This window comes from Paenibacillus nitricinens, assembly GCF_052056485.1.
GTDB lineage: Bacteria > Bacillota > Bacilli > Paenibacillales > Paenibacillaceae > Paenibacillus_AQ > Paenibacillus_AQ nitricinens.
In genome coordinates this window covers 5,455,418-5,472,869 of record NZ_CP183948.1, presented here as the reverse complement: position 1 = coordinate 5,472,869, position 17,452 = coordinate 5,455,418, and the positions used below count along the sequence as shown (strand labels likewise).

Annotated in this window: 12 protein-coding genes; 8 read left to right on the top strand and 4 right to left on the bottom strand. The window is 44.1% G+C overall.

Annotation, left to right across the window (positions count from 1 at the left end; translation table 11 throughout):
• Positions 1-16: 16 nt before the first annotated feature.
• The 3 genes from ACN6KS_RS24455 to ACN6KS_RS24445 form a co-directional block, all read right to left on the bottom strand.
• A complete protein-coding gene (locus tag ACN6KS_RS24455) occupies positions 17-1,072 on the bottom strand; it encodes an ABC transporter permease (protein ID WP_440960686.1) in 1,056 nt (351 codons plus the stop codon).
• Positions 1,069-1,800, bottom strand: coding sequence for an ABC transporter ATP-binding protein (locus ACN6KS_RS24450; protein WP_373455907.1), 732 nt, complete (start codon positions 1,798-1,800; stop codon positions 1,069-1,071). The genes ACN6KS_RS24455 and ACN6KS_RS24450 overlap by 4 nt, the downstream gene beginning before the upstream one ends.
• A 263-nt stretch (positions 1,801-2,063) precedes the next feature.
• Positions 2,064-2,948, bottom strand: coding sequence for a helix-turn-helix domain-containing protein (locus ACN6KS_RS24445; RefSeq protein WP_440960685.1), 885 nt, complete (start codon positions 2,946-2,948; stop codon positions 2,064-2,066).
• A gap of 125 nt (positions 2,949-3,073) precedes the next feature.
• On the opposite strand from ACN6KS_RS24445, the gene ACN6KS_RS24440 reads away from it, so the two are divergent.
• On the top strand, positions 3,074-5,164 hold the full coding sequence (locus tag ACN6KS_RS24440) for an alpha-glucuronidase family glycosyl hydrolase (RefSeq protein ID WP_440960684.1): 2,091 nt from the start codon (positions 3,074-3,076) through the stop codon (positions 5,162-5,164).
• Positions 5,165-5,260: 96 nt separating this feature from the next.
• Complete coding sequence (locus ACN6KS_RS24435) at positions 5,261-8,701, top strand: glycoside hydrolase family 2 TIM barrel-domain containing protein (protein WP_440960683.1); 3,441 nt, start codon at positions 5,261-5,263, stop codon at positions 8,699-8,701.
• A 109-nt stretch (positions 8,702-8,810) separates the two neighbouring features.
• On the opposite strand, the gene ACN6KS_RS24430 is transcribed toward ACN6KS_RS24435, so the two are convergent.
• Complete coding sequence (locus tag ACN6KS_RS24430; RefSeq protein WP_440960682.1) at positions 8,811-9,464, bottom strand: GntR family transcriptional regulator; 654 nt, start codon at positions 9,462-9,464, stop codon at positions 8,811-8,813.
• Positions 9,465-9,685: 221 nt separating this feature from the next.
• Here ACN6KS_RS24430 and uxuA point away from each other — a divergent pair, with 221 nt between their 5' ends.
• The 6 genes from uxuA (at position 9,686) to pstA (ending at position 16,883) form a co-directional block, all read left to right on the top strand.
• Entirely contained in the window at positions 9,686-10,762 is a 1,077-nt protein-coding gene (uxuA, locus tag ACN6KS_RS24425) for a mannonate dehydratase (protein ID WP_094874309.1), read from the top strand.
• Entirely contained in the window at positions 10,763-12,385 is a 1,623-nt protein-coding gene (locus tag ACN6KS_RS24420; RefSeq protein WP_094874310.1) for a mannitol dehydrogenase family protein, read from the top strand. It begins immediately after the preceding gene.
• 244 nt (positions 12,386-12,629) lie between these two features.
• On the top strand, positions 12,630-14,066 hold the full coding sequence (locus ACN6KS_RS24415) for a stalk domain-containing protein (protein ID WP_094874311.1): 1,437 nt from the start codon (positions 12,630-12,632) through the stop codon (positions 14,064-14,066).
• Positions 14,067-14,120: 54 nt separating this feature from the next.
• Positions 14,121-14,981 carry a phosphate ABC transporter substrate-binding protein gene (locus ACN6KS_RS24410; RefSeq protein ID WP_094874312.1) on the top strand — a complete coding sequence of 287 codons (861 nt, stop codon included), beginning with the start codon at positions 14,121-14,123 and terminating at the stop codon, positions 14,979-14,981.
• Positions 14,982-15,063: 82 nt separating this feature from the next.
• Positions 15,064-16,011, top strand: coding sequence for a phosphate ABC transporter permease subunit PstC (pstC, locus tag ACN6KS_RS24405; protein WP_094874313.1), 948 nt, complete (start codon positions 15,064-15,066; stop codon positions 16,009-16,011).
• Entirely contained in the window at positions 16,008-16,883 is an 876-nt protein-coding gene (gene pstA / locus ACN6KS_RS24400) for a phosphate ABC transporter permease PstA (protein ID WP_094874314.1), read from the top strand. The genes pstC and pstA overlap by 4 nt, the downstream gene beginning before the upstream one ends.
• Positions 16,884-17,452: the final 569 nt, after the last annotated feature.

Genomic DNA, 17,452 nt, shown 5'->3' with positions numbered 1-17,452 from the left:
TTGCCCTCCAAATTCGCTACATTTTGCGGTGCTTGCGCAGTGCCAATACATTCAGAAGCATGAATAATAATGAAAATCCGATCAGCACATACACATCTAGAGCGATGGCACTCCATCCTTTGCCGCGGATCATGATGTTCATAAGCGCTTCTGATCCATAATAAATTGGCGTTGCGTAGCCAACGCGCTGTAGCCACAACGGTAGGGTATCGAGTGGGAACAGTCCACTGAGGAAGACCTGTGGCACGATAATGAGCGGAATGAACTGAATCATCTGTAGCTCGTTAGCAGCAAAAGCAGACAATAGCGTACCCAGCGTCAGCGCTGTCATCGACAGCAGCATAGTGAGGAGCATGACATAACCAAAGCTGCCTATCATCATAATGCCAAGGATCTGAATGGAAAACCACGAGATCAACAGGGCTTGGAATACGGTGAAAATGCCGAAACCACATACATAGCCGAGAACAATCTCCCATCTTTTTAAGGGAGTAGAAAGTAGGCGTTCAAGGGTGCCTGTAGTCCGTTCTCGCAGGAAAGAAACGCCGGCAATCAGGAATACGAAAAAGAAAATAAATACACCAATCATAATCGGACCGAAGCGGTCAATGGTCTTCATATTCTCAGAACCGTATAGATAGCTAATCTGAGGTTGTAATTGCAGCTGTTTCTCTGTATCAGGAAGAAGCTTTTGTGATAATTGTTGAAGCGTCAGGATCACCGCTTTATTGGCGGTCGGATTGCTGCCTTCTAACAGCACTTGGGGGATGACTCCTGATTCCCCAGCCTTTCCGTCCAAAGTGATCAAAGCGTCAATCTTTCCTTCTACTAGAGCACTTTTCCCTAGCTCTTCGCTGGCATACTCTTTAATTGTAGCGTTTTCTTCTTTTAACACTGCGGAGATATTTAGTGGTACCCCGGATATCCCGATTTTAGGCTCATAGGCATCCCCGTTGAATACCAAGCTCATTAAACTTAGAACGATGAGCGGTGCAATGAACATTAAGGCCATCGTTCTTTTATCATGAATAAATTGTCGCAAAATCCGTAAGGTGATCGCTCGGATTCTCATGAACGGACACCTCCATAATATAGAAAGGCTTCCTCAATAGAAGCTGAGCCTGTGGCTTCAAGCAGTCCGGCGGGTGTGTCGGCGGCAAGCAGCTTGCCATCACGGATCATTCCAAGGCGATCACATTTCTCAGCTTCATCCATGACGTGTGTAGTTAGTACAATCGTGGTACCTTTCCGATTAAGAGCTTTTAGTTCTTTCCAGATGGATAGTCGGAGTACAGGATCGATACCTACTGTCGGTTCATCAAGAAGAAGTAGCGGAGGCTCATGGAGCAGCGCAATCGCCAGGGATAGGCGGCGTTTCATTCCGCCGGAGTATTGATCTACTCTTTTGCGCAGATGCTCCTGAAGATCTACTAGTTCCATAACAGCTTTGATGCGTTTGCCGCGCTCTGCACCTTTTAGTCCATATAGCGCAGCGAAGAACTCCAGATTTTCTTTTGCGCTGAGTTCCGTATATAGGGCATCAGATTGAGCCATGTATCCAATTTGCTGCAGCATGGATAACTTAGGCATAGTGACACCAAGCACCTTTACCTCACCTGAGGTCACCTCATCGATACCTGTAAGCAGCTTTACTAGCGTTGTTTTCCCGGAGCCAGAGGGCCCCAGTATGCCGAAGGTTTCGGCACGCTCCACTTGAAGTGAAATATCTTCGAGCACCTGTTTGTCTCCAAAGGCTTTACTAACATGGCTCACTGAAATGACTGGAACTTCCGAACCCATATTCATCTCCTCGATTCTGAATAGTCTGGGATACAAAGTGGTGTTACTGAGTACTCTGCACAACACTAATGAGTGAGCGCTCACTCATTAGTGTGCTCCGGAATCCAATAAATGTAAAGTGCTAGATTTCCGCTACTTGAAATCAACTGACAATCAGGTATAAATCGCAAAGTAGCGGCATTTTTGCACAAGATGTGAATACCTGCTCACGAACCAACTTGATATGATGTTAACAAGGAATACAGCTGGGGATGTTCGACAACTCAATGATGCAAATGCCATTGCTTCCGAAATTGATTTGGCGTTATGCCGAAATGGGTTTTGAACAATTTGCAAAAATGAGAGCAATTTGTGATACCTACTTCCTCGGCGATGTGTGCAACCGTGTATTTGCTTGAAGTCAGAAGATGAACGGCTTCCTGCATTCTTTTGACCGTTAAATAATCGGAAATACTGCTGCCTGTACATTCCTTGAATAAGTGGGATAAATGATGGGGGGAAAGATGTAGATCCTTGCTCATTTGATCGAGCCGCAAAGGTTTCTTGTAATGCAACTGCAGCCATTCCATAATACGTTCTGCCTGATGTGGTTTACGAAGCAATTGTTCCATGGAGGCCGGCTTCTGCTGTGTATCCCAAAGCGGCTTTAAAGTACGCAGGAACGTGATGAGAAATAATGAGACCTCTTCCATGAAATCATTTTTAGTCAAACTTGGAAGCGCTTTATCCAGATCCTTCAGAAGAGCTATCAGCGATTGCAGATCCTGCTGTTCATACCATCGGGGTGAGGAAGAATTGCCGCTGTGAATATGATGGAAAAAGCTTTGTAGGACGGGCCACTTCTCAAAATAAGCTTTAAATAGGCTGGGTTCATAATGCACAATCGAACGTACGAACGGAACCGCCTCATAGATTTCAATTTGAATATGATGCAGTTGATACGGCTGGAAAATACAAATCATTCCTGGCTTTATTTCATAGCTATTTTGATCAATAATGAGCGTCCCTTTACCTTCATGAATAATAAGAATTTCAACACCCTGATGAGCATGGAATGTACCTTGATAGTCGTCTGTATTTGTACTTGTTCTTTTATATACAAAATAGAGCTGGAACGGTTGTAAGTCCTGCTGCTCATGGTACGTCACATTCGTGTTCCTCCTATTAGTAGGGATGCGGATAACCTATCGTTTACAAAAGTATAAGAGAACCATTGCACAGTCAGCAACACCTAGATTAAAAAGTCTTACTCACTAATGGAGGACACTGAATTATGGCAGAACAAAAGATGGAATTACAACACGCAGGGTATAAAGCTTGGCTCGAATATCCATATATTCAATCTAGTGCAGTAAGAGAGTGCTATGCTGCTTGGTGCAAAAACATTTTGATCTCCGAACAGGATCATCCAGTGATCAAAAGTGCTGTGCAAGAACTAATACGCGGCATACAAGGAATGCTCGATAAAGAAGTTACCATTGCTGAATCTCGGGATAAAAATATGCAGGGCTGTATTGTGATCGGTACGTTTGATAGTAATCATTCGTTGATTACGCATACCTTTAGCGAGGCTACAAGGACAGCCATTGGATCAGAAGGTTATGCCATTCGAACAAACACGGAGAAGGACTGTATTGCAATTGGTGCTTCCACACCCGTGGGATTATTGTACGGTGTATTTGCATTCCTACGCTTGCTTGGAACAGGTCAATCTATCGAAGCGTTGGATGTGATGGACAATCCTGTAAATCTTCTCCGCATGATGAATCAATGGGATAACATCGATGGAAGCATCGAACGTGGTTACGCAGGGAAGTCCATATTTTACTCAGACAACGAAATCACTAAGGACTTTGATCGATTGCAAGATTATGCGAGAATGCTCGCTTCGATAGGAATCAATGCGATTGCTATAAACAATGTCAATGTACATCGGTTTGAAACGATGTTTATTACGGAGCGCTATCTTCCTGAGATCGCGCGGATTGCCGATATCTTCCGTAACTACGGGGTCAAGCTGTTTCTAAGTATTAACTATGCTAGCCCGATCGAAATCGGTGGATTGAATACAGCTGATCCGTTAGATTCTGATGTACGCCAATGGTGGAAGGCAAAGGCGGTAGAAATTTATAAATTGATTCCAGATTTCGGCGGTTTCCTCGTAAAAGCTGATTCAGAGAATCGTCCAGGTCCATTCACTTATGATCGTGATCATGCAGAAGGTTCGAACATGCTGGCTGAAGCTTTATTGCCCTTCGGGGGAATCGTCATCTGGCGCTGCTTCGTTTACAATTGCAAACAGGATTGGCGGGATCGCTCCACCGATCGTGCACGAGCGGCATATGGTCACTTTAAACCGCTGGATGGCCAGTTTATGGAGAATGTTATTTTACAGGTGAAGAATGGTCCAATGGATTTCCAAGTACGTGAAGGTGTATCTCCGCTGTTCGGTGCCATGGAGCATACGAATATGATGATTGAGTTCCAAATTACGCAGGAATATACAGGCCAACAGCGTCATGTCTGTTACCTCGTCCCTCAATGGAAGGAAGTTCTTGATTTTAATACTTACGCAACAGATTCGGAGTCATCGGTGAAGCGGGTTGTTGATGGATCTATGTATGGTTATAAGTATAGCGGCTTCGCTGCTGTTTCAAATATTGGCAATGATCATAACTGGACGGGGCATTTATTAGCGCAGGCCAATCTGTATGGTTACGGTCGTCTCGCTTGGTATCCGGAATTAAGTGCAGAGCAAATCGCGAAGGAATGGATTATGCTCACATTCGGTGCAGAGGATGAGCAGTTAATAGATACGATTCGTGAGATCTTGTTAACCTCTTGGCCTATCTATGAATCTTATACTTCGCCGCTTGGCGTAGGCTGGATGGTCAATCCAGATCATCATTACGGTCCAAGTGTGGATGGATATGAGTACTCGAAATGGGGAACGTATCATTTTGCAGACTTACAAGGGATTGGCGTAGACCGGACAATAAAGACGGGTACGGGATATGTTGCTCAGTATCAAGGAGCGAATGTAGATATGTATGAATCGGTAGCTACTTGTCCAGATGAGCTATTACTGTTCTTTCATCATGTACCGTATACGCATACTCTTAAATCTGGTAAAACGGTCATCCAGCATATTTATGATACGCATTTTGATGGCGTGGACCGGGCAGCAGGGCTGAAAGAGAAGTGGCAATCCCTTGAGGGGGAAATGGACGGCAGCAGGTACGGGCAGGTGGCAGACCGTCTGCACGAACAGGTACTACATGCCCGCGAGTGGAGAGATATCATCAATACGTATTTCTATCGAAAAAGCGGTATTCCAGACCAGCATCAACGCACAATATACTAAATATTAGCATTAGTAGGAGTGTGCCCAGCAGGGCCACTCCTTCTCTTGCTCCATCCCTTTGTTTCATAATTCTATGAGAAGAAAGGAAGATACACATTGAATTATAAAAGATTATTTAATGAGGGCTGGGAATTTGCTAAGAGCACTTTAAATGTGACGAATGCTGAGTCCTTGGATTTCCATCCCGTAGATCTCCCTCATGATTGGTTGATTTATAACACATTAGATTTGTATGAGAATAGTATTGGATGGTATCGTAAGTCTTTTATGAATGCGAAGAATGATAAGCAGTTACTGTTATGCTTTGATGGAGTTTATATGGACTCTGCGATCTATGTGAATAATCAATGGGTTGGAGAGTGGAAATACGGCTATTCTTCCTTTGAATATGAGATTACGGATAGTCTAATAGACGGGGAGAACGAAATTCTTGTGAAGGTCGTGCACCGGAGTCCGAATAGTAGATGGTATTCAGGAGCGGGTATCTATCGGAATGTATGGCTCAAGACAAGAGATTGTAATCATATTGTGACAGATGGAATTTACATTCATGCGGTACAAAAGAATGACGTTTGGCAAGTGGAGATCGACACCGATGTGAGCATTACAGGAGATATGCGGCTTTCCCAAACCATTCTGCATAAGGATCGAGTGATAAAGACCTGTGTTGAGAAGATCTCGGCAGCAGAGCTAACACAAGATGCCTCACGTATAAGTCAGGTACTGACTGTAGAGAATCCTTTATTATGGAGTCCCGATGCTCCCCATTTATATCAGCTAAAAACAGAATTGCAGCATAAGGCATCTGACCAGAATTCTGATGAAGTGTGGACAACAATAGAAGATGTAACACAGTGTTTAGGCTTTCGAACGATTGTATTAAATCCGCAAGAGGGGATGCTACTGAATGGGCAAAAGATCAAATTGAATGGTGTTTGTGAACATCATGATCTTGGCGCATTGGGTGCGGCGTTTCATACAGCGGCATTGCGAAGAAGACTTGAGATCTTAAAGGACATGGGCGTAAATGCGATACGTACCGCTCATAATATGCCTGCTGCAGAGCTTATGGATCTGGCGGACGAAATGGGGCTGCTTGTGGTTTCGGAAGCCTTTGATATGTGGGAGCGATCGAAGACCCCATATGATTACGCAAGATTTTTTAAGGACTGGGCGTTAAAAGATGTGAGAAGCTGGGTCATGCGAGATCGTAATCATCCAAGCTTGCTCATGTGGTGTATTGGTAATGAAATTTATGATACGCATGCTGACAAGCGAGGGCAAGAATTGACGAGCATGTTGATGGAAGCCGTGCTTCAATATGATCCGAGAGGCAACGGGAAAGTGACCCTTGGATCGAACTATATGCCTTGGGAGAATGCTCAGAAATGTGCGGACATCGTAAAGGTGGCAGGCTACAATTATGCGGAAAAATATTATCATCAGCATCACGCGGAACATCCTGACTGGATTATCTATGGTAGTGAGACCGCTTCTATTGTACAGAGCAGGGGAATATACCATTTCCCATTCGAGCAATCCATCCTGGCTGACGACGACGAGCAGTGCTCTGCGCTAGGTAATAGCTCTACAAGCTGGGGAGCAAAGTCAGCAGAAGCCTGTATTATTGCAGAGCGCGATGCAGCCTTCTCATTGGGACAATTCATATGGACTGGCTTTGACTATATTGGTGAACCAACACCGTATCATACGAAGAATTCGTATTTCGGGCAGATGGATACAGCGACCTTTAAAAAGGATTCCTATTACATCTATCAATCGGCTTGGACAAATTACAAGGAACATCCCATGGTGCATATTTTTCCCTATTGGGATTTCAATCCCGGTCAAATGATCGATGTTCGAGTCTGCTCGAATGCTCCCAAGATAGAATTGCAGTTCAATGGTAAGAGTGTTGGGACCTATGAAATCGATCATGTGCATGGAACGCAGTTAGCGGGCTGGTGGAAGCTTCCTTATGAACCAGGCGAGCTCAAGGCAATCGCTTACGATGAGGCTGGCCAAATCATTGCAGTTGACATCAGGAAATCTTTCGGTGATGCGAGTCGAATCTGCTTAAAGGCTGATAAGGGTACACTCCTTGCGAACGGCACAGATTTAATCTTCATTGAAATTACGATGGAGGATGAGCGCGGTAACGCCGTTGAGAATGCAAACAATCGCGTTCAGGTTCAGGTAAGCGGAGCAGGCCGTTTGATCGGTTTAGACAATGGAGATAGCACGGACTATGATCCATACAAAGGAACGGGTAGACGTTTGTTCAGCGGTAAGCTTATGGCGATTGTTGCTGCGGAATTAGAAGCAGGTACGATAACGGTTGAGGTTACCTCGAAAGATTTAGCAGGTAGTAAGCTACAGCTTCAATCGCTTCCTGTGGAAGATCGTGGAATAGGCATTTCAGCTAACACTAGAAACCTAGAGATGCCATGTGTAACGGGAAATGTAGAAGAAATTCCTTTGCGAAAAATAGAAATTATAAGTCATTCTGGACAACAGTTTAATGAAAATAGAAGAGAAATGATTGTACACGCAAACCTTTACCCTGTAGAAACTTCCTATTCTGAAGTGGAGTGGAGGATTGTAAATGATGCTGGGATTGAGTCCAATCTAGCTCGGATCGTATCGTTTGGAAATGAAGCCAAGATCACGGCATTAGGAGATGGGAGTTTCCGCGTTCGCTGTATGAGTAAGAACGGTACAGAAAAGACAAAGCTGATTTCACAGTTGGAATTTACAGCTACTGGTCTTGGGACGGCTTACAAGGATCCGTATGGATTTATATCTGGCGGTCTATATGATGAGGTTAAGGGCGAAGTCGGAAATGGAAATGAACGAGGCGTAGCTACGAGTCGAGATGGTGAGACCCAGGTTGCTTATCGCGAGATCGACTTTGGACCTTATGGATCGGATTTGATAACGATTCCCCTATTCGCATTGTCTAGCGAAGCCTATGAGCTCCAGATTTGGGAAGGCATGCCGGACGAAGAGAACAGTGAGCTTTTGGCAGATGTTATCTATCAGAAGGAGTCGCAATGGAATGTATATCAGGAGGCAGCCTATCTATTATCCAAGAGACTCACTGGCATCAGCTCTGTTTGTTTCGTATTGCAGAAGAAAGTGCACATAAAAGGCTTTTCATTTGTGAAAAAGAACCGAGCGTTCGAGCAGCATAGGGCTGTAGATGGTGATCGTATTTATGGTGATACGTTCACCATCGCGGAGCAGGGTGTTGAAGGGATTGGGAATAACGTATCTCTCGTGTTCGAGCAGATGGATTTTATGACAGAAGGTACTTCTAAGCTGGTCATTTGTGGGAGATCCCCGATCGATAAGAACACCATTCATCTTCGCTTCGAAAAGGGTGAAGAGTCTAATAATCAACTGATCGAATTTACAGAGTCAGATGGATATGTAGAGCGAGTATTTGAGCTGGAGAAAGTGACAGGGGAACAGAAGGTAACCTTTATCTTCTTGCCTGGAAGTCAGTTCGATTTCGGTTGGTTTCGGTTTGAGTGATCGGTTGCTTCAACTACTACGATAAATGAGAAAAAAGACCGTCTCCAAAGCCATGAAGGTGGCTGCGTGGGGCGGTCAGTTTATTTTAAGTAAGTTTTTAAGTAAGTGATTACGCTTTAATATAATCCGCAAAATTCTCCAGTAAGTATAAGGAGTTCATATCCTCACGCAAATGATGCTGGACTAGCTCATCTACTTTGTCTGGTTCATGGTTTGTCATACAATCCAGGATCAAGTGATGCTCGCTCAAATTTTTCTCCAGCTTTTCTTGCTTTAGGGTATGCAGGCGTCGATATCTTTCATAATGCACATGGGAGAACTTAATTTGCTCCCACAAAAATTCATGTCCTGCTAATGTGAATAACGTCTTATGATAGGCATCATCCAAAGCAAAAAAGTGCTCAATGGCATGTTCTTGATGTATGGCATTTCTTTGTTCTTCTAAGATTTGCTTAAGCTCGAGGATACCTTTTAGAGTAAGACTACCGGATAGACCTTTGATAATATCCTTTTCTAGAACACTTCTTAAATAGATCATCTGCTCGACAGATTCCAAATCAATGTACGAAACAAGATTTCCTTTCTTTGGATACACATCAATATAGGACTCTAGGGATAGCTGTTTTAGCACATCACGTAAAGGTGTCCTGGATATCTGGAACCGCTCAGACAACACGGTCTCACTTAGAATGGTTCCAGGCTTTAGGGTTAGATTACGAATTTCGTGCTTCAACAAGTTCAAAATTTCATTTTTGGTGGACATGAGTTAACGTCTCCATTGCCATTGATTTTGGAATTCGGATATCTGAAACGGGATCCTGATATTAGAAAGTGATTTAATTATATATTCTTTTTATCTTGTATACAAGTTTTCAATAAGTGAATTAATATCATTGACAAAAGCTATTGCTTAAATCTAATATTTGAATATATTATCTTGTATACAAGATCACGACGTTTGAAATTAGAGGAGGTTTTATCTAGATGAACATGACATGGAGATGGTATGGAGAAGGCAATGACAACATTACGCTTGATCATATCCGGCAAATTCCGGGGGTAATGGGTATTGTCTGGTCACTACATCATAAGGTAGCGGGCGAAGTGTGGGAAATGGATGACATTCAAAAGGTTGCGGATCAAATTACGAGCAAAGGGTTTAGCACTGCCGTAGTAGAGAGTGTGAACGTCCATGATGATATCAAGATTGGACTCCCGACGCGTGATAAATATATCGATATTTACATAGACACCATACGGAAGCTAGCCAAGGTCGGTACTAAAGTGATCTGTTACAATTTCATGCCGATCTTTGACTGGACTCGGACGGAGCTGTACAAGGAATTGCCGGATGGCTCGAATGCACTTTTTTATGAAAATGCAGCCATTAATGAGAACCCGCGCGACATGGTGAATCGTATTCTCGAGGGGGCCGGCGAATTTACAATGCCTGGCTGGGAGCCAGAGCGTCTTGCGAAGCTCGATGAGCTATTCGCCGCCTATATAGATGTAACGGAAGAGAAGCTGTTCGAGAACTTGGTCTATTTTCTGAAGCGCATTATTCCTGTCTGTGAAGAAGTCGACATCAAAATGGCTATTCATCCCGATGATCCTGCTTGGCCGATCTTTGGCTTGCCCCGCATTGTCCGCAGCCGTGATACGATCCGTCGTTTACTTGACGCAGTAGATAGTCCGTATAATGGATTAACCTTCTGCACTGGGTCGCTCGGTACGAATCCGAAGAACGATCTGCCAGCTATGATTCGGGAATTTTGTAATCGTATTCATTTTGCCCATATTCGAAATGTTAAGGTTTTTGAGAACGGTGATTTTATTGAGGTGTCTCATCGTGGACGGGATGGCAGTGTGGATGTGGCAGAGGTTGTTAAAGCGTATCATGAGAATGGATATACGGGGTATGTGCGTCCAGATCATGGTCGTCATTTGTGGGGGGAAGAGAAGACTTGCCGCCCGGGATACGGGCTGTACGATAGAGCAATGGGGATCATGTATTTACTTGGTGTGTGGGATAGTCTCAACAATACGACGGGGGTGAAGTGAATGCTGCTTCTGACAAGAGAGAGCATTGAATCATGTGCAGAGGCGTGGAAGGACGCTAACGTGGAGCTTCCTCACTTTGATTATGAGCAGGTGGCGGAGAATACACGCGTTAGGCCGGAATGGATTCATTTTGGAGCGGGAAATATTTTTCGGGGATTTGTTGCGAATGCTCACCAGAAGCTGTTGGAGCTTGGAAAAGCAGACACAGGTATTATCGCCGCTACCTCCTCTGACTACGAGCTGATTGACAAGATTTATAAGCCTCATGATCATTTGACACTTCTCGTACTAATGAATGCGAGTGGCGAGTTTACGAAAAAGGTCATTAGCAGCATTACCGAAGCTATTATGGCAAACAAGAATCGAGCGCAGGATTACTGTCGTTTAGTTGAAATTTTTGAAAATCCGAGTCTGCAGATGGCCAGCTTCACCATTACAGAGAAAGGTTATACCTTGACCGGTGCTGATGGAATGTACCTGAATATCGTGAAGCATGATATGGAGCAAGGGCCGGAGCAGCCTTCCCACAGCATGAGTGTTATCGCTTCTCTAGCGTACCGTCGATATCTAAAAGGCCAGTATCCGATGACTTTTGTCAGTATGGATAACTGTTCGTACAATGGGGATATGCTGAAAAATAGCGTGATTACAATCGCCAAGGCATGGGCTTCGAAAGGGCTTGTGGAGGAAGGTTTTGTTGCGTACCTCGAAGACGAGAGTCGCATAACATTCCCCTTGTCGATGATCGATAAAATCACACCACGTCCATCCGAGGAAGTACGTAAGGCTTTACAGGAGCAAGGGATTGGCGGTATGGATATACTTATTACCTCGAGAAACGCTCATACCGCACCTTTTGTTAATGCAGAAGTTAGCGAATATCTGGTCATTGAGGATAAGTTTACGAATGGGCGACCTTTACTAGAAGAAGCCGGCATTATATTCACAGATCGTGAGACCGTGAACAGGGTAGAAACGATGAAAGTTACCACCTGTCTAAACCCCTTGCATACTGCATTAGCGGTCACTGGCTGTCTACTAGGCTATACACAGATTTCGGATGAGATGCAGGATCAGACCCTACGTACATTAGTCGAGCGGATTGGGTATAAGGAAGGATTGCCTGTAGTTGTAGATCCTATCATTCTACGTCCACAGCAGTTCTTGGATGAAGTACTGCAAGAGCGCTTGGCGAATCCATTTATTCCGGACACCCCGCAGCGAATTGCGACAGATACGTCGCAGAAGGTAGGCATTCGTTATGGGGAAACAATCAAATCCTATGTACAACGCGAAGATCTTCATCCAGCTGAATTGACGGCGATTCCACTAGCAATTGCTGCCTGGTGCCGCTATTTGATCGGAGTGGATGACCAAGGGAACGCTTTTGAGCTGAGTCCTGATCCGTTAATGGAGTTACTTCAAGCGCATCTGCAAGGAGTGACTTTGGGAGATTCGACCTCTAATGTGCATAGGATTCTAGAAAATGAGAAGATTTTTGGTGTACCTTTATATGAAATCGGTCTGGGTAGCAAGATTGAAAGTTACTTCTATGAGATGCTGAAAGGCCCAGGAGATGTTAGGAGAACGTTGGAACAACATTTAAATGAAGAGTTAGTGTAGATCACATTTACAAAAAGCCTCATGGAGTAAAAGCTACTGCACACCGCAGAGTTTTCCCCCATGAGGCTTTTTCGTGTCTAGTCCATTTGGTTTATCTGAATTTAGCAGTCTAGTACGCTAATATACCTACTTTTTCAAAAAAATAATTATAGTTAATATTTCCATTACATTCCTCTGCAACAGAGTTGACAATTGTAGACGAAAATGACATTAGCAGTTACCTATACGAAAAGGGTGAATCTAATTGAAAAACAGTAAATGGATTAGCGCAACGTTGGCTTCAGCACTTCTTGCAACAGTAAGCGTTGGGAGTGTATCTGCAGCTAGCATCGGCAGTAATGTAAAATCTGTAGCTACCAATCAAACCGCTGCAAAAACAGCAGTTAAAGAAGGTACAGCTACTTGGAATGTAAATGGTACGCCGATTGTGTTTAACACCATTAATAGCAGTGGTTACAAGCTGTACTCGCTGAATCAGGTAACTGGTGAAATTGGAGCTAAGTTAGTACTTGGAGCTGGCGGGTTTGAACTTAATGACAGCAAGGGATTACATAATGTGAAGCTCAAAACAGGCTCAAAGAGCTATCAAGTAGATGGTAATTCCGAGACGTTCACAGTTGCTCCAGTATTTTATAACGGTAAAACCTATGTAGAGCTTTCTAAGTTAGTTTATGCATTAGGTGGAGAACTGGATGCTGATGCTAGCACGATTCTAAGCTTTGCCCGTCCTGAAGGATTGTTTGATACTTTGCACTGGACAGCAGCTGGAAGTCTGATTGCGAACAAAAGTGATGCTGAATCTGCTCAACTTATCAAGTTCAGCACTGAGCCAGGTAACTACGAAGTATTTTCATCCAATGACAGTGCAGTGGATTTTGCAGTGTCGCCGGATGGGCAATGGGGAGCTTTCAATGATGAGACGGGTTTGTTGAATCTAATTAACCTGTCTAGCGGAGCTACTAAGCTGCTTGGTACGGACAATAGTGTAAAAACGGATCTGGTTTGGTCAAATGATGGTAAAAATATTTACTTCGTCCAAGGTGACAAGCAAGAGAAAATCGCAAAAATCTCAGTAGACACTGGTGAAGTTAAATCCGTATTGGCGGACAAAGTAGAAAATAAATCCGAACTGCGCATTTCCGCTGACGAAAAGAGCGCCGTTTATATCGTTAACCTGACGGGTGTTGCTAAAAACGATGCAGACAGCACAGAAGATTCCCTTACTGTCGACTTCAGCTCTGCTGGAGAGCAGCTTTACAAGCTTGACCTGGCTACGAAAGATGCTAAACCCGCTGCACTGACAACTACACCGGATAACAAACTGTACCCTGAAATTTCTGCAGATGGTAGCGTCGTTTACCTGAGTGCAGATGCTGAGGGTAATGCAGCTAACACATTGAAGGTTGTAAAAGCAGACGGAACAAGCAGCAACATTGCACTTGATGTTGAAGTAACTTGGTCTACTGGCGTTAAGAACGGCTTGGTTGTAGCAGGTTCAGCGGCAGATGGAAGCACAGTAGTCTATTCCATTGATAACAATGGAGCTAAGACTGAACTGTTCCGCTCCACTGAAGATGTATCTGAAGTAGCTGTTTCGAAGGATGGAAGCAAGCTTGCTATCGTAAGTGACGGCGGTGTATGGGTGGTTCAAGGCGGTAAAGCATTGCAACTGTCGAAATAATAAATTTCTTAATTATATTTTAACGGCGTAGAGCCGAGAGGAGAAATAATACAAATGAAGATTTTCAAAAAGCTAACAGTAACGGCTCTAACGGCTGTAATTGCGGTAACCGCATCTTTCGCAGGGGTTGCAGCAGCAGCCGATTCACTTAAAGGTAAAATCACAGTTAACGGTTCGACCGCACTTCTTCCATTGACGCTTCAAGCGGCAAAAGAATTCCAGAAGCTGCACCCTAAAGTAAAAATCGCAGCCTCCGGTAAAGGTTCAGTAACTGGACCTCAAGCTGTTAAAAAAGGCATCGCTGATATCGGCGCTTGCGACTGGGATGCTAGCATGGACGTACCAGGCTTCAAAGCTTTTGACGGACAGGTAGCAAACAAAGTAGCTGTTATTCCTTTTGCTACAATCGTGAACAAAAATGTTGGCGTAGATAACCTTACAACTGAACAGCTTAAAGGCATTTATGCAGGTAAAATCACGAACTGGAAAGAAGTAGGCGGTGCAGATGCTGACATCGTGGTTATCACTCGTTCATTCGGTTCTGGTACACGCGTTAACTATCAAGCTAAAGCTTTGGATGGCGGAGATATCGTTAAAAAAGCTAAAAACTATAAAGAAACAGGTTCATCCGGTGACATGAAGACTGCCGTTGGAACAACTCCTAACTCCATCGGTTATATCGACCTTGTATATGTAAGTGGCGACGTAAAAGCTGTTAAACACAACGGTGTAGCTGCTACTACAGACAACGTAATCAATGGATCTTATAAGATCTGGGCTTATGGTTACTACATGACTAAAGGCCAACCTACTGGCGCAACAAAAGAATTTATCGAATACGTACAAAGCAAGAAGTTCCAACAAGGTTCCCTGAAAAAGCTTAAATTTATTCCGATCGCAGCAATGAAGGGCTAATATCATCTGAAGATCATATTGAACGGTAACAGCGGCCAGCTCCGATCTTGATACGGGGGTGGCCGCTTACAGGAGGGAAAGTATGGGGGCACCAGTCCACGGCTTGGCAACTAGGGGAAAAGAGAGCGTAACGCAGGTTAGCGCTAACTCCAAACGTCACGGTAGACATTTGTTTAGTAACAAATTATTTAAGTTTTATTTTTTATTCAGCATTCTTGCGCTTTGCTTTGTGCTTGGACTTGTAATTCTATTTATCGGCAAAACGGCTATGCTTCTGTTCGGCCATCTCTCGCCTGCGGACTTTTTCTTTTCCTTTAACTGGACGCCGGAAGAGGATTCTTTTGGAGCGGCTGCCTTCATTGTAAATACACTTTCACTAACTGCATTAACGCTGCTGATCGCAGTTCCTATCTCGGTAGGGATGGCAGTACTTTGTGCAGAGATTGCCCCAAAATGGATGAAGACCTTTATTCGTCCAGTGCTGGATTTATTGGTAGGTATTCCTTCAATTGTTTACGGATATATAGGCTTAACGGTATTACTTCCTTTCTTACGCAGAATTAGCGGGGAGAGCTTAGGCGATGGCTTGTTAGCCGCTGCACTTGTGCTCGCCTTAATGGTACTGCCAACCATTTGCCGAATCAGTGATGATGCCATTGTCTCTGTGCCGCGCAAATATCGGGATGCAGCATATGCTCTTGGATCTACCCGATTACAGGTCATCATGCGTGTAATCCTGCCTGCGGCCAGCCGGGGGATTATCTCTGCGGTTATTCTAGGTATGACTCGTGCTGTAGGTGAGACGATGGCTGTAGTTATGGTTATCGGGAATACACCGCAATTGGCGAAGACGTTATTCACGCCAGCATCGGTGCTGACTAGTAACATCGTTATGCAAATCTCCAATGTAGAGTTTGACTCTACCTGGAACTATGCATTACATATGATGGCATTTCTTTTGCTAGTAATATCATTTGTATTAATTCTGATCATCCGCGTGCTGGGTAGAAAAAGGAGGGATGCAGCGTGAACGGATTCGCAAGTACAAAGCATACAGCGCGTGCTCAAAGAAACAATAAAATTGCGACCATAGGGTTTTATACCCTTGGGGCTTTAGTCATGCTGCTGATCTTCTGGCTGCTCTTCACGATTCTTAGTAAAGGTTTACCGGCACTTCGGCCCGATTTCCTGATTAAACAGCCTGAAGAGATTGACGCAGGTGGTGGGATTGGCCCGGTGTTGTTTAACTCCTTTTACATTTTGTTCATCTCGCTGATTATTTCCGTTCCCATTGGTTTGGGTGCGGGAATCTATATGGCTGAGTATGCCCCAGATAATAAATTTACAGGGGCACTACGTATTTGCGTAGAATCTCTGTCATCGGTTCCATCGATTGTGTTCGGTATGCTCGGACTTGCAATTTTTGCAGAATATTTCGATGTCGGTCTGACGATTCTTGGCGGAGGCGTCAGCTTGGCGCTGCTGAATCTACCTATGCTTGCGCGAGTGACAGAGGAAGCGGTACGTGCTGTACCTGGGGACATCCGCGAGGCTGGTTATGCGCTTGGGATGACTAAGTTCCACGTGATCCGCACGGTAGTTCTACCCGTTGCAATGTCTGCCATTGTTACTGGGATTTGTCTCGTTGCTGGACGCGCCTTCGGGGAGTCTGCGGTTATTATCCTTACCGCTGGTCTCAGTACCTCGGGCGAAATGTGGGATTTCAATCTGTTCTCCCCGGGTGAGACGCTGGCCGTACACCTTTGGTATGTACAATCCGAGGCGATTGTAGAAGATGCGCGTCAAATTGCTGATAAGTCGGCAGCGGTACTTGTATTTGTAGTTCTGTTTATCAATTTTGCATTTCGATTTCCGCTGTGGCTTAGCAATCGCCGCAAATAATGAACTGGGGTCTACGGGGGAAACCTGTAGGCTTTTATTTCGAAAAGCTGCTCTAAGGGAATGTTAGCGTTCGCTTAGAACAGCTTTTTGAGATTTTATCTGGGAGCTTTTTAATGGAGAGAAAACTAGCTACGTTAATTTTGGATATGCAGATCTTCTGTGATTGAATGATTACGCTCAACCTAGTGAAATTGGCGAGTTGCTCATGAATTGTAAATGAAAACTTGCGGAGTGTTGGTGGATTCGGGGGTGTTAATGGGGACATGCGAATGCTGACCGATTCGGGGATTGCTTGATTGCTTATGGATTGTTTGTTGAGTATTCGCATAGAGGGAATATCTCCCTATAATTCGACGCTCTATGGTCTCTAATGCTTATATAGGGTAATCCTCCCTATAATATCTATGTTTTGATCATAGATAGGGATTTTGAGTATTATTAAGGGTAGAAATTCCTATAAAGCTTGATTTTTAGCGATTCTAGGCAATTTTATAGGGAGGATTTCCCTATAGTTACAGTCTAGCTAGGATAATATAATCCTTTTCGATCTGATCCTAGGAGAGTTCTAC